This is a genomic window from Streptomyces sp. M-16 (assembly GCF_052114405.1).
Classification (GTDB): domain Bacteria; phylum Actinomycetota; class Actinomycetes; order Streptomycetales; family Streptomycetaceae; genus Streptomyces.
In genome coordinates this window covers 24769-37803 of sequence record NZ_JBFRER010000027.1, presented here as the reverse complement: position 1 = coordinate 37803, position 13035 = coordinate 24769, and the positions used below count along the sequence as shown (strand labels likewise).

General features: G+C 72.6%; 12 protein-coding genes. 9 read left to right on the top strand and 3 right to left on the bottom strand.

Translation table 11 applies throughout. From position 1 onward, the window contains the following. Positions 1-87: 87 nt before the first annotated feature. Entirely contained in the window at positions 88-795 is a 708-nt protein-coding gene (locus tag AB4039_RS14780; RefSeq protein ID WP_266845850.1) for a helix-turn-helix domain-containing protein, read from the bottom strand. A gap of 149 nt (positions 796-944) precedes the next feature. Here AB4039_RS14780 and AB4039_RS14775 point away from each other — a divergent pair, with 149 nt between their 5' ends. Then, entirely contained in the window at positions 945-2579 is a 1635-nt protein-coding gene (locus AB4039_RS14775; protein ID WP_442270902.1) for an amidohydrolase, read from the top strand. On the opposite strand, the gene AB4039_RS14770 is transcribed toward AB4039_RS14775, so the two are convergent. Continuing rightward, on the bottom strand, positions 2546-3667 hold the full coding sequence (locus AB4039_RS14770; protein WP_442270901.1) for a LacI family DNA-binding transcriptional regulator: 1122 nt from the start codon (positions 3665-3667) through the stop codon (positions 2546-2548). The genes AB4039_RS14775 and AB4039_RS14770 overlap by 34 nt on opposite strands. A gap of 140 nt (positions 3668-3807) precedes the next feature. On the opposite strand from AB4039_RS14770, the gene AB4039_RS14765 reads away from it, so the two are divergent. From AB4039_RS14765 to AB4039_RS14745, 5 genes are read left to right on the top strand one after another with little or no spacing between them, the layout of a single operon-like run. Beyond that, complete coding sequence (locus tag AB4039_RS14765) at positions 3808-5442, top strand: ABC transporter substrate-binding protein (protein ID WP_442270900.1); 1635 nt, start codon at positions 3808-3810, stop codon at positions 5440-5442. Then, positions 5439-6392: an ABC transporter permease gene (locus tag AB4039_RS14760; RefSeq protein WP_266845846.1), complete on the top strand. Its 954-nt coding sequence runs from the start codon at positions 5439-5441 to the stop codon at positions 6390-6392. The genes AB4039_RS14765 and AB4039_RS14760 overlap by 4 nt, the downstream gene beginning before the upstream one ends. Continuing rightward, a complete protein-coding gene (locus tag AB4039_RS14755) occupies positions 6389-7258 on the top strand; it encodes an ABC transporter permease (protein ID WP_266845845.1) in 870 nt (289 codons plus the stop codon). Before AB4039_RS14760 ends, AB4039_RS14755 begins: the two co-directional genes overlap by 4 nt. Before the next feature lie 5 nt (positions 7259-7263). Further along, positions 7264-8247, top strand: coding sequence for an ABC transporter ATP-binding protein (locus AB4039_RS14750; protein WP_266845844.1), 984 nt, complete (start codon positions 7264-7266; stop codon positions 8245-8247). Then, positions 8244-9026, top strand: coding sequence for an ATP-binding cassette domain-containing protein (locus AB4039_RS14745; protein WP_266845843.1), 783 nt, complete (start codon positions 8244-8246; stop codon positions 9024-9026). The genes AB4039_RS14750 and AB4039_RS14745 overlap by 4 nt, the downstream gene beginning before the upstream one ends. A gap of 45 nt (positions 9027-9071) precedes the next feature. Here AB4039_RS14745 and AB4039_RS14740 read toward each other — a convergent pair whose 3' ends face one another. Beyond that, positions 9072-9485 carry a MarR family winged helix-turn-helix transcriptional regulator gene (locus tag AB4039_RS14740; protein WP_442270899.1) on the bottom strand — a complete coding sequence of 138 codons (414 nt, stop codon included), beginning with the start codon at positions 9483-9485 and terminating at the stop codon, positions 9072-9074. Positions 9486-9662: 177 nt separating this feature from the next. On the opposite strand from AB4039_RS14740, the gene AB4039_RS14735 reads away from it, so the two are divergent. The 3 genes from AB4039_RS14735 to AB4039_RS14725 are packed head-to-tail and all read left to right on the top strand — an operon-like array spanning position 9663 to position 13009. Beyond that, on the top strand, positions 9663-10574 hold the full coding sequence (locus AB4039_RS14735) for an SDR family oxidoreductase (RefSeq protein WP_266845841.1): 912 nt from the start codon (positions 9663-9665) through the stop codon (positions 10572-10574). A gap of 1 nt (position 10575) precedes the next feature. Continuing rightward, on the top strand, positions 10576-11475 hold the full coding sequence (locus AB4039_RS14730; RefSeq protein ID WP_266845840.1) for an amidohydrolase family protein: 900 nt from the start codon (positions 10576-10578) through the stop codon (positions 11473-11475). 10 nt (positions 11476-11485) lie between these two features. Continuing rightward, entirely contained in the window at positions 11486-13009 is a 1524-nt protein-coding gene (locus AB4039_RS14725; RefSeq protein WP_442270898.1) for an acyl-CoA synthetase, read from the top strand. Positions 13010-13035 lie beyond the last annotated feature (26 nt).

Sequence of the window (13035 nt, the reverse complement as noted above, 5' to 3'; positions counted from 1 at the left end):
TGCCGCCCATGAGACCCGGCGGGACGCAACAAGGTCAATGGTGTTGACGTAAGCGTGCCGGGCGGATCGGGGGGTTCACGGGGACCGTTACCGCCCCGCGTCCGGGTGCAGCGCTGCGACGGCGATGAGCATCAGTTCGAGGGCGAAGGGGTAGCCGCTGTCGCGCATGTCGACGGCCAGGAGGGGGTACGCCGCCGCGATGTGCGGGTGGGTGTCGGCCGGGAGGTGGCTGTATGCGGCGTGCCAGACCTCGGCGTCGGTCGCCGCCGCCGAGGGCGGCAGCGCCGCCGCTGCGGCGTCCTGGGCGGCGAAGGCGAGYGACTGGTCGACGAAGGCGTGGTAGATCCGCACAGCCAGGGCGTCGGGGAAGCCGGCGTCGCGGAGGATGCCGAGGATGGTCTCGACGGCCCGGGTCTCGTGCGGGCGACCGGTGGTGCGGTGGGCGGCGAGCAGCGCGGCCTGGGGCTGGGCGAGGTACGAGGCGTGGATGCGCCGGCCCATCGAGCGCAGGTCCTCCCGCCAGTTGCCGGTGGCCGTCCACCCCTCCTGGGCGCGGCCGATGAGCTCGTCGGCGAGGGCGAGGAGCAGGGCGTCGGTGTTCCGGAAGTAGCGGTAGAGGGCGGTGGGGTCGGCGCCGAGCGCGGCTCCGAGCCTGCGTACCGAGAGGGCCTTCGCGCCGTGCTGTTCGACGAGACGCAGTGCGGTGTCGACGATGAGGCGTTCGGAGAGGACTGCGCCCTGTTTGGTCGGGCGGCTGCGCTGTCGCCTGCCCTCGGGTACCACGCGTTCGGACATGGCCGGGACCTTACGTCAACACCATTGACGTGTAAACGGCTCGCGCGCTTCGATGGCGCCCATCACCCGCCCCGCGCATTCGTACGCGAGCCGTCCAGGGCATCCGTACGCAGTCCGTCCAGCACATCCGCAGGCAAGGGAGCCGCCGCATGCCTCACGCCGATCTGGTCTTCACCGGAGGTCCCGTCCTCACCATGGATCCGGCCCGCACCCGGGCGAGTTCGCTCGCGGTCACGGGGGAGCGGATCACCGCCGTCGGCCATGACGAGGTGCGGGAGCTGATCGGGCCCCGTACGGAGGTGGTCGACCTGGCGGGCAGGCTCCTGTTGCCCGGCTTCCAGGACGCCCACGTCCACGCGGTGGGCGGGGGCAGTGAGCTGGCGGAGTGCGATCTGACCGAGATCGTCGACGTCGCCGCCTACCTGGAGCGGATCCGGGCGTACGCGCAGGCGCACCCGGACCGGGAGTGGATCACCGGCGGCGGCTGGTCGCTGGAGAGCTTCGCGGGCGGGCTGCCGACCCGGCAGCTGCTGGACTCGGTGGTGCCGGACCGGCCGGTGCTGCTCTCGAACCGCGACCACCACGGGGCCTGGGCCAACACCCGGGCCCTCGAACGGGCGGGGTTGACCGCCGCCACCCCGGATCCGGCCGACGGGCGGATCGAGCGCGAGCCGGACGGCACGCCCAGCGGAATGCTCCAGGAGGGCGCGACGGCCCTGGTCTCGCGCCTGGTGCCGCCGAGTACGCCGGAGGACCGGCTCGCGGGTCTGCTGAGGGCGCAGGAGCTGTTGCACTCGCTCGGCATCACCGGCTGGCAGGACGCGCTGCTCGGCGGCTTCAACGGGATGGGGGATCCGTCGGAGGCCTATCTGACCGCGGCGCGGGACGGTTCGCTGACCGCCCGCGTGTCGGGCGCGCTGTGGTGGGACCGTGAGCGCGGTGCCGAGCAGATTCCCGAACTGGTCGAGCGCCGCAAGGAGTTGGCGTACGGCCGGTTCCGGGCCGGGTCGGTGAAGATCATGCAGGACGGGATCGCGGAGAACTTCACGGCCGCGCTGACCGCCCCCTACCTGGACGGCTGCGGCTGCGCCACGGCCAACAGCGGGCTGAGCTTCGTCGAGCCGGAGGCCTTGCGCGGCCACGTGACCGCGCTGGACGCGCTGGACTTCCAGGTCCACTTCCACGCCCTCGGCGACCGGGCGGTACGCGAGGCGCTCGATGCGGTCGAGGCCGCCGTGGTGGCCAACGGGCGGCGCGGCAACCGCCACCACCTGGCCCACCTCCAGGTCGTCCACCCCGACGACCTGCCGCGGTTCGCCGCGCTCGGCGCAATCGCGAACATCCAGCCGTTGTGGGCGGCGCACGAACCGCAGATGGACGCGCTGACCATCCCGTTCCTGGGCCCGGAGCGTGCCGCCTGGCAGTACCCGTTCGGCGGTCTGCTGCGGTCGGGGGCCACCCTGGCGGCGGGCAGCGACTGGCCGGTCTCCAGCCCGGACCCGCTCGCGGGCATCCACGTCGCCGTGAACCGGCGGGAGCCGGGGACCGACGACGAGCGGGTGTTCCTGCCCGAGCAGCGCATCGACCTCCTCTCGGCGATCGCCGCCTACACCGCCGGTTCCGCGCACGTGAGCCGGCTCGACGACGCCGGCAGCCTCCTCCCCGGCCATCTGGCCGACCTCGTGGTGCTCGACCGGGACATCCTGGCCGCACCCCCGGAGGAGATCGCCGAGGCGCGCGTGGAGCGGACCTACGTGGGCGGCGAGCTCGTGTTCGGGGGCTGAGGATGCCGTACCGAGGAGGCGCGGACGTCGAGGCGGACCGGCACGAGGACCCCGCCGGTCTCCCTCTGCCCGTGCTCCAGCACGGTCACCAGCAGTTCGATCCCGGCTTCGGCGACCGCTTCGGGGCGCAGGCTGAGCGTGGTGACCGGTGGTTCGGTGTGCACGGCCGACTCGTCCTCGCTGACGCAGGCGAGGAGGAGGTCGCCCGGAACGTCGTAGCCGTGCCGCCGGGCCGCGTCCAGGACGAGGGGCGGGCTGGCCTCGGCGACCACGAAGAGGGCATCGGGGCGTTCCGGCCCGGCCGTCAGCGCGGTCTCGACGGCCTGGACCACCGGCCCGTTGCCGGGCTCCGTGGCCCGTACGGCCAGCTCCGGCAGCCCGTGCGCCCTGCACCAGTCTTGGTGCGCGGCGGACACCTCGCGGTGGAAGCGGGTGGTGCTGTCCGGGACGACCAGCGCGGGCCGCCGGGCGCCCTGGGCCAGGAAGTGGTCCAGGGTCCGTCGGACGGCGGCGACGGCGTCGACGTCCACCCAGTGGGCCTCCGGCCGGCCTTCCACGGACCGGTCGCTGAATACCGGGATGCGGGCGGCGAGCAGGTCCTCGACGATCCGGTCGTCGGCGACGGGGTCGGCGACGATCACGGCGTCAAGGGGCAGCGCGGACCACTCGCTCTGCAGGGAGCCGGCGGGCAGCAGCACGATCGCGTAGCCGTGTCCCAGGGCGGAGGCGGCGGTGGCCCCGGTGAGCCGGGCGAAGTACGGCGAATCCAGGAAGGACCAGGGGGCGTCGGCCAGTTCGCCGACCACGTATCCGATCAGCCGGGCCCGTCCCGCGCGCAGCTGGCGTGCGGTGGCGTTGGGCCGGTACCCCATGACGCGCGCGGTCTCGCGGGCTCGCTCCCGCACCTCGGGGGAGAGCCGGCCGGTGCCGTTGAGCGCAGCCGAGACGGTCGTCTTGGACAGGCCCGCCTCGCGCGCCACGTCGACGAGACGGACGCGCGGGGTGGACGGCGAGGGCCGCCCCCGTCGCGGTGAGGGCTGTCCGTCCTGCGGTGAGGGCTTCCCGCCGTGCCCGGAATCTTCGGTCATGGGAGCGATGCTGCCATCCTCCCGACCTCTGCAAAACCGTTCCCGCAAACCGGGTCGAAGTCTTGTGCGGGAACGTTCCCGCATCAATACTCGCTCCATCCCCCCGTGCCCGTCACAACACCCGTAAAGGGGTGGACTGCATGCGTATACCCAGATTCATCGCATTCGCCTGTACCGCCGTGCTCGCGGCCTCCCTCACCGCCTGCTCCGGCGCCAGCCGGCCCCAGACCGGCCCCACCGGCGGCGCCGCCTTCCAGGTCACCCCGACCTCACCGCCCGCCCAGGGTCCCCTGGACTCCTTCACGTGGTCGCTGTACGCCGAGCCGTACACCCTCGACTACGCCCTCGCGTACGACTACCCGCCGAACACCGTGCTCGCCAACGTCTGCGAGCAACTGCTCCGCGTCACCCCCGACCTGAAGATCGAGCCCGGTCTCGCGGTCAAGTGGGAGCAGCCCGACCCGCTCACGCTCGTGTACACCCTGCGGCCGGGCGTGAAGTTCCACGACGGCACCACGATGGCCGCCGACGACGTCGTCGCCTCCCTCAAGCGCCAGATGGACCCCGCCACCGGCTCCCCGTGGGCCTCGTCCTTCAAGAACGTCCACGCCATCGAGGCGACCGGCCCGCTGGAGGTGACGATCCGCCTCACCAAGGCCGACGTCCTCTTCCACGAACTCATGGCCGCCTCTCCCGGCACCGTCGTGAGCGCGGCCTCCCTCGCCAAGGAAGGTCCGGACTACGGCACCCCGAAGGGCGCCCTGAACTGCACCGGACCCTTCGCCCTGGACAAATGGGTGCAGGGCGACAGCATCACCCTGCGCGAGAACCCGGCGTACTGGGACAAGGCACTCGCTCCGAAGTCCCGGTCCGTGAAGTTCACCTTCATCGAGGACGCGGCCGCCCGCTCCAACGCCTTCCGGTCCGGCACCGCCGACGGCGGCTACCTGGTGCCGTCCTCCTCCCTCGCCCAGCTGCGGGCCGGCGGCGACGGAGCGCTCCTCTTCGGCCCCAACACCGCGGCCGCGAACCTCGCCGTCCTCAACTTCGAAGGCCCGCTCGGCAACCTCAAGGTCCGCAAGGCCCTGTCCATGGCGCTGGACCGGAAGAACATCATCAACGCGGCGGCCGGCGGTGTCGGCGTCCCCGCCAAGGCGCCCGCGGCGCGCGGTGCCTGGGCGCTCGTCCCGGAGAAGGCCGCCCTGTACGACACGCTGCCCGACCTCGCCCATGACGTCGAAGGCGCCAGGAAGCTGGTCCAGGAGGCCGGTGCCACCGGTCGCTCGATCACCCTCGTGACGAGCTCGCTCGCCCCCGAGATCAGTGTGGTCGCCAACGCGGTGCAGGCGGCCGGACGCCAGATCGGCCTCGACGTCAAGCTGAAGGCGGTCTCCCCCGACGCGTACAGCAGCATCTTCGTCGATCCGAAGGCCCGTGACGGGCTCGACCTCGTCATCACCAACGGCTACGACAACACGCCGGACCCGCTGGAGTTCTACCAGTACCTGCGCACCGGCGACTTCGGGAACTACGGCTACTGGTCCGACGCCGAATTCGACATCGCCTTCGACCGGGCCAACTCCGAGCCGGACCCGGCCAAGCGCGCCGACCTCACCGCGAAGCTCCAGGAGATCGCCCTGCGCGAGATGCCCGTCATCCCCGTGTACGAGGCGCCGTACTCGGTCTTCCTCGGCAAGCGGATCACCGGCGCCCCCACCGGCATCAGCCAGCTCTACTACCCGTGGGCCGCGAAGATCGGGGCCGCACAGAAATGACCCGCTTCCTCGTCGGACGGCTCCTGGGCCTGGTGGCCGTGCTGTTCGTGACCTCGGTCGTGGTCTTCGGCGCGATCCACCTGGCCCCCGGTGACCCGGTGACCTTCCTGCTGCACGGCCGCCCGGCCACCCCCGAGGCCGTGGCCGCCCTGCGCGCGGAGCACCACCTCGACGACCCCGTCGTGGTCCAGTACGGCAAGTGGCTCGGCAGCGTCCTGAGCGGCGACCTCGGCCGCTCGGCCCAGTACCACCAGGACGTCACCGCGCTCCTCGGCTCCCGGCTGCCCGGCACCGCCCTCCTCGTCGGTTACGCGGCCCTGCTCGTCCTCGTCCTGGGGGTGAGCGCCGGCATCCTCGCGGCGCTGCGCCCCGGGCTCCTCGACCGGACGGTGCTGATCGGCACGGGAGTGGTCACCGCCACCCCGTCCTTCGTCGCCGCGATCGTGCTGGTCTCGGTCTTCTCGGTCCGGCTCGGCTGGTTCCCCGGCCCCGGCGGCGGCGCCGCGGAGGGCCTCGGCGCCCGGCTCCACCAGCTCACCCTGCCGGCCTTCGCCCTCGCCCTGACGTTCGCGGGCCTGCTGGCCCGGGTCACGCGCTCCGCGATGCTCGACGAACTCGGCCGCGAGCACGTCGAGGTGGCGCGCGCCCGGGGCGTCCCGGGGCGGACCGTGGTGCGCCGGCACGTGCTGCGCAACGCGCTGGGCCCCATCGTCACCGTCGGCGGCACCATGCTCGCCGGCCTGCTCATCAGCACCTCGATCGTGGAGACCGCCTTCGACGTGCCGGGACTCGGCTCGCTGCTCGTGCAGTCGGTCACCGCGCAGGACTTCGCCGTGGTCCAGGCCGTCACCCTGCTCAGCGTGGCCGCCTTCGTCCTCGTCAACCTCGCGGTCGACCTGGTCGCCCCGCTCATCGACCCCCGTCTCTCCCCCGGGGAAGGCTCTCCATGACCTCCACCCTCACCACGGCGCCGTACCGCAGGCCGGGCCTGCGCGGACTGCGCCTCTTCGGCCAGGGGCCACTGTTCGCGGTCTCGGTCGCGGTGCTCGCCGCGCTCGTCCTCGTCGCCGTGCTCGCACCCGTCCTCGCTCCGTACGACCCCGAGGCGCTCGACCTCGCCGCGAGCCTCGCCGGCACCAGTGGCGACCACCTGCTCGGCACCGACCAGTCGGGGCGGGACATCCTCTCCCGGCTGATCCACGGCGCCCGCACCGGGCTCCTGGGGCCGCTGCTCGTCGTCGGCGTCTCCACCCTGCTCGGTCTGCTGCTCGGTGTGGTGGCGGCCTGGCGGGGCGGCTGGGCGGACACCCTTCTGTCCCGCTCGATGGACCTCGTCTTCGCGATCCCGGGACTGCTGCTCGCGATCCTGCTCGTCTCCGTCCTCGGTTCCGGCATGACCGCACCCGTCATCGCCATGTCCGTCGCCTACACCCCGTACGTGGGCCGGCTCGTGCGCGGCATCGCCCGGCAGGAGAAACAACGGCCGTACATCGAGGCGTACGTGGTGCAGGGCTGGTCCGGCTGGACGGTCTGTGTCCGTCACCTCCTGCCGAATATCGCGCCGACCGTTCTCGCCCAGTCCGCGATGAACTTCGGGTACGCGCTGATGGACCTCGCCGCCCTGTCCTTCCTCGGCTTCGGAGTCCAGCCGCCGGCCGCCGACTGGGGCGCCATGATCAACGACGGTCAGGGGGCCGTCATGCAAGGGGCGATGCTCCCGGCGCTCGCGCCGTCCGCGTGCGTCGTGCTCGCGGTCGTGGCGTTCGGAATCGTCGGCGAGGGGCTCGCCGACCGGATCGCGAGGCGGGAGAGGTGAACGCCATGACCACGCCCTCCACCACGCCCGTCCTGGAGATCGACGGGCTCGGAGTACGGCTCCCGGACGACCGGGCCGCCCGGCCCATTCTGGACGGGGTGAGCCTGACCGTGTGGCCCGGGGAGACCGTCGGCCTGGTCGGCGAGTCCGGCTCGGGCAAGTCGGTCGCCTGCCGCAGCGTCCTGGGACTGCTGCCCCCCGGCGCCCGGGTCGACGGTCAGGTCCGGGTCTCCGGGCGGGACGTGCTGAGCATGCGCCCGCGGGAGCTGGCCGGGCTGCGGACCCGCGAGGTCGCCATGGTCTTCCAGGACCCGCGTGCCTCCGTCAACCCGCTGCGCAGAGTGGGTGACTTCCTCGCCGAAGGGCTGCACGCCTGCGGCACCCCCGCCGACCGGGCCGCCGCGCGGGCCGAGGAACTCCTCGACGCCGTCGGTATCCGCGATCCGCGCGGCGCCCTGCGCCGCTTCCCGCACCAGTTCTCCGGCGGCATGCTCCAGCGGGTCGTCATCGCCGCAGCCCTCGCCGCCGAGCCGGCCCTGCTCCTCGCCGACGAACCGACCACCGCGCTGGACGTCACCACCCAGGCCGAGGTGATCACGATCCTGGCCCGGCTGCGGGCCGAGCGCGGCACCGGGATGCTCTTCGTCACGCACGACTTGGAGCTGGCCTCGGTGATCTGCGACCGGGTGTACGTGATGTACGCCGGCCGGATCGTCGAGACCCGCTCCACCGACGAGCTCTTCGACCGGCCCCGCCACCCGTACACGGCGGGTCTCCTCGCCTCCACCGCGCGCATCGAAGCGGGCTCGCCCCCGCCCCGGCCCATCCGGGGCCGGCCGGTATCGCTGTCCGAGGCCCCGCCCGGCTGCGCGTTCGCAGCCCGCTGCCCGCACGCGGTGCCGCGCTGCGCGCAGGAGACGCCCGTACTCGCACCGCACGGCGAGGGCCTGGCCGCGTGCCTGCGCGCCGAGGAAGGAATCACGCTGTGACGCGGGGACTGGTGGTCGAGGGGCTGCACAAGCGGTACGGGGAGCACACGGCGGTCGACGGGGTGTCGTTCTCGCTGCCGCCCGGCGGTTCGCTCGCGATCGTCGGCGAGTCCGGCAGCGGCAAGACGACGACGGTCCGGATGCTCGTGGGCCTGGAGCGCGCGGACGGCGGTACGGTCCGGCTCGACGGCCGGGACCGTTCCGCACGCGCCCGCGGCCGCGCCGAACGGATCTCCCGGGCGCGGGAGATCCAGATGGTCTTCCAGGATCCCTACCTGTCGCTCGATCCGCGGGTGACGGTGGGCGGCTGCCTGGACGAGGTACTGCGGCTGCACACCGACCTGGACGCCGCCGCGCGTCGGGTCCGTGTCGCCGGACACCTGGATCAGGTCGGCCTCGGGACCCGGGAGGCGGCGGCCTTGCCGCGCGACCTGTCCGGCGGGCAGCGCCAGCGCGTGGCGATCGCGCGCGCCCTCGCGGTGGAGCCCCGGGTGCTGGTCCTGGACGAGGCGGTCGCCGCGCTGGACGTGTCCATCCAGGCCCAGATCCTCGAACTGCTGCGTGAGATCCGCCGCGAGGCGGGGATCGGCTTCCTGTTCGTGACCCACGACCTGGCCGTCGTACGCCACATCGCGGACGAGGTGCTCGTCCTCAAGTCGGGCAGGGTGATGGAGTCGGGCCCCGCGGACCGGGTGCTGGACGCGCCGGAGCACCCGTACACCCGGCTGCTGCTCGGCTCGGTGCCGCGGCGCGGCAGGCCGCTGGGCGGAGGCGGCTGAGGGCCGCCCGACGGACGGGCGTTCCGTCGGGCGTAGCCCGCGCGGTCAGGCCAGGGAGCGCCACGTGCGCTGCAGTGCCCGCCGGAACCCGTCGACCTCCTCCGGCGTCAGGTCGGCGACCATGCGCTCCTCCAGCGCGCGGGCCGGTCCGGCGTACTCGTCCAGGAGCCCCTTCCCCGCCCCGGTCAGCAGGACGAGGCGCTCCCGGCGGTTGTCCGGGTTCGGCTCGCGGCGGATCAGGCCGCGGCTCTCCAGGGCGCGGACCATGTCGGCCATGGTCTGGGCGGTGACGAACGAGTCGCGGGCGAGCTGGGCGGCGGAGATCCCGTCGTGCCGGTCCAGGACGGTGAGGGCGGTGTACTGCAGGGCGGTGACGCCCGCGGGCCTGACCAGCTCTTCGAGACGGGCCCGCACCGCCAGTTCCGTTCGTTTGACCAGGTAGAGCAGCGAGGTGCTCACGTTCGTCCTCCTGTGGTGGTGCCGGGTGGATGGCGGGTACACCCTAAAGCATTGACAGGAATCCTGTTGATTGACGAGACTGGCATTCAACAGGATTCCTGTCGATCGAGCCCGGCTGTCCGCCGGTGCTCCCGGTATCCCACCCACCCCACCCACCCCTCACGAGAGGCACCCCTCATGGATCTGCACGGGAAGGTCGCCGTCGTCACCGGCAGCGGACGCGGCCTCGGCCTCGGATACGCCCGGGCCCTGGCCGCCGCCGGCGCGGCGGTCGTCGTCAACGACGTCGACCCGGACACGGTCGACGCCGCCGTCGCCACCATCCGGTCCGAGGGCGGCACGGCGGCCGGAGTCGTCGCGGCCGTCGGAGACGGCGCGGCGGCCCAGGCGCTCGTGGACACCGCGGTACGGGAATTCGGCCGCCTGGACGTGCTCGTCACCAACGCCGGCATCCTGCGCGACCGCGTGCTGTGGAAGATGACCGACGCCGACTTCGACGACGTCGTCCGCGTCCACCTGCGCGGCACCTTCACCTGTGCCCGGGCGGCCGCCGTCCGGATGCGGGAGCAGGGCACCGGTGGCAGTCTCGTCCTGATCTCCTCGCCCGCCGGCCAGCGGGGCAACTTCGGTCAGACCAACTACGCCGCAGCCAAGGCCGGCATCGTGGCCATGGCCCGCACCTGGGCCATGGAACTGGGCCGCTCCGGCATCACCGTCAACGCGGTCGTCCCGGTCGCCGCCACCGAGATGACCAGGACCATCCCGGCCTTCGCCCCCCTCATCGAGGAGTCCGAGCGCACCGGAGGCCCGCTGCCGGACTGGCTGCGCAAGGACGAGGGCCTCGGCACCGTCGAGGACGTCGCCGGGCTCGTCACCTTCCTCGCCTCCGACGCCGCGAAGGACGTGACCGGACAGGCCATCGGCATAGGCGGCGACCGGCTCGCCCTGTGGGCGCACCCCAAGGAGAAGGCGACCGCCTTCGCCGACGGAGGCTGGAGCGCCGAGGCGATCGCGGCCCAATGGCCCGGTGGCGTCGGAGCCGAACCCGAGACGTACGGCATCCCCGCGCCCCAGGCCCCGGAGGCATGACATGGGCGACCGCGCCTACGAACCCGCGCTCGACCTCGACCGCCTGACCGCCATCGACATGCACACGCACGCCGAGGTCGCCAAGGACGGCCGCACGGCGCTCGGCCCCGAACTGCTCGGCGCCTCCGAGAAGTACTTCAAGGCCCACGGACACCGGCAGCCCACCATCGAGGAGATGGCCGACCACTACCGCGAACGGCGCATGGCGGCGGTCGTGTTCACCGTCGACGCCGAACACGCCACCGGGCACCCGCGGATCTCCAACGAAGAGATCGCGGAGAGCTGCGCCGCCCACGCCGACGTGCTGATCCCGTTCGCCGGCATCGACCCGCACAAGGGCCGCGCCGGAGTGCTGGAGGCGCGCCGCCTGGTGGAGGAATACGGCGTGCGGGGGTTCAAGTTCCACCCCAGCCTCCAGGCCTTCGCCCCGAACGACCGCCTCGCCTACCCCCTGTACGAGGCCATCGAGGAGCTCGGCGTCCCGGCCCTGTTCCACACCGGCCAGACCGGCATCGGCGCCGGAGTCCCGGGCGGCGGCGGCATCCGGCTGAAGTACTCCGACCCGATGCTCGTCGACGACGTCGCCGTCGACTTCCCGCAGCTGCGGATCATCCTCGCCCACCCCTCCTTCCCCTGGCAGGACGAGGCCCTGGCGGTGGCCACCCACAAGCCGCACGTCCACATCGACCTGTCCGGCTGGTCCCCGAAGTACTTCCCGCCCCAGCTCGTGCGGTACGCCAACACCCTCCTCAAGGACAAGGTCCTCTTCGGCTCCGACTACCCGGTCATCACCCCCGACCGCTGGCTCGCCGACTTCGAGACGCTCGACATCAAGCCCGAGGTCCGGCCGAAGATCCTCAAGGAGAACGCCGCCCGGCTGCTCGGCCTGCTCACCGACTGAAGGAATCGCCGTGTTGAACCAAGGCATCGGCTCCTGGCCGGCACGCCGGGCCCGCAGGACCCCCGACCGGATCGCCCTCGTCCACCAGGACCGCACCCGGACCTACCGCGAACTGCACCAGCGCGTCCTGCGCTTGGCCCACGCCCTGCGCGCGCTCGGCGTCCGGCGCGGCGACCGGGTCGCCTATCTGGGCCCGAATCACCCGGCGTTCCTGGAGGCACTGTTCGCCGCCGGTGTGCTCGGGGCGGTCTTCGTCCCGCTCAACACCCGGCTCGCGGCGCCGGAACTGGCGTACAACCTGGCCGATTCCGGCAGCACGATCCTCATCCACGCGCCGGAGCAGACCGAGGCCGCCCGGGCCGCGGCCGACGAGGCCGGCGTGGTGCGGCACCGGATCACGCTCGCAGCGCCCGGCCGCGCGGGCCTCCTCTACGAGGAACTGCTCGCCGCGAACGGACCCGAGCCCCTGGACGAGGCCGTCGCCCCCGGTGACCCGTGCATGATCATGTACACCTCCGGGACCACGGGCCGGCCCAAGGGTGCCGTGCTCACCCACGGCAACATCATCTGGAACAGCGTCAACGTGATCGTCGACACCGACCTCGCCGGCGACGAGGTCACCCTGGTCGTGGCACCGCTGTTCCACACCGCCGGCCTCAACATGACCTGCCTGCCCACCTTCCTGAAGGGCGGCCAGGTGGTGCTGCTCGACTCCTTCGACGCCGAGCGGGTCCTGGAAACCGTCGAACGCCGGCGTGTCACCTACATGTTCGGCGTCCCCGCGATGTACGACGCGATGGCCGCCCGCACCCGCTGGGCGACCACCGACCTGTCCAGCCTGCGCACCCTCAACTGCGGCGGCGCGCCGGTCCCGGCCCGCACCATCGCCGCGTACCTCGACCGCGACCTGGCCTTCAGCCAGGGCTACGGCATGACCGAGGCGTCCCCGGGCGTCCTGTTCCTGGGCCGGGAGCAGACCTCGGCCAAGGCCGGTTCCGCCGGCGTACCCCACTTCTTCACCGACACGCGCCTCGTCCTGCCCGACGGGACCGACGCCGCTCCCGGGGAGCGGGGCGAGGTACTCGTCCACGGCCCGAACGTGATGAGCGGCTACTGGGACCGGCCCGAGGACACCGAAGCCGCCTTCACCGACGGCGACTGGCTGCGGACGGGCGATGTCGCCCGGCTCGACGCCGATGGCTACGCCTACGTCGTGGACCGGGTGAAGGACATGTTCGTCTCCGGCGGCGAGAACGTCTACCCGGCCGAGGTCGAAGGCGTCCTCCTCACCCACCCCGCCGTCGACGGGTGTGCCGTCGTAGGCGTGCCGGACCCGGTCTGGGGCGAGGTCGGCCGCGCCGTCGTCGTCCTCAGGCCCGGCAGCCGCGCGGACGAGCACGATCTGCTCGGCCACCTCCAGGGCCGACTCGCCAAGTACAAGATTCCCCGATCGGTGGTCCTCACGGACGCCCTGCCCCGCACGGCCTCCGGAAAGATCCACAAACCCGCCGTGCGCGAGCGCTACGTGGACTGACCCGCGGGCCTCCTCGCGCGTCGCCC

Coding starts and splice junctions, on each gene's coding strand:
- AB4039_RS14775 (WP_442270902.1), top strand. CDS start 945: ATGCCTCACGCCGATCTGGTCTTCACCGGAGGTCCCGTCCTCACCATG.
- AB4039_RS14770 (WP_442270901.1), bottom strand. CDS start 3,667: ATGACCGAAGATTCCGGGCACGGCGGGAAGCCCTCACCGCAGGACGGA.
- AB4039_RS14765 (WP_442270900.1), top strand. CDS start 3,808: ATGCGTATACCCAGATTCATCGCATTCGCCTGTACCGCCGTGCTCGCG.
- AB4039_RS14760 (WP_266845846.1), top strand. CDS start 5,439: ATGACCCGCTTCCTCGTCGGACGGCTCCTGGGCCTGGTGGCCGTGCTG.
- AB4039_RS14755 (WP_266845845.1), top strand. CDS start 6,389: ATGACCTCCACCCTCACCACGGCGCCGTACCGCAGGCCGGGCCTGCGC.
- AB4039_RS14750 (WP_266845844.1), top strand. CDS start 7,264: ATGACCACGCCCTCCACCACGCCCGTCCTGGAGATCGACGGGCTCGGA.
- AB4039_RS14735 (WP_266845841.1), top strand. CDS start 9,663: ATGGATCTGCACGGGAAGGTCGCCGTCGTCACCGGCAGCGGACGCGGC.
- AB4039_RS14730 (WP_266845840.1), top strand. CDS start 10,576: ATGGGCGACCGCGCCTACGAACCCGCGCTCGACCTCGACCGCCTGACC.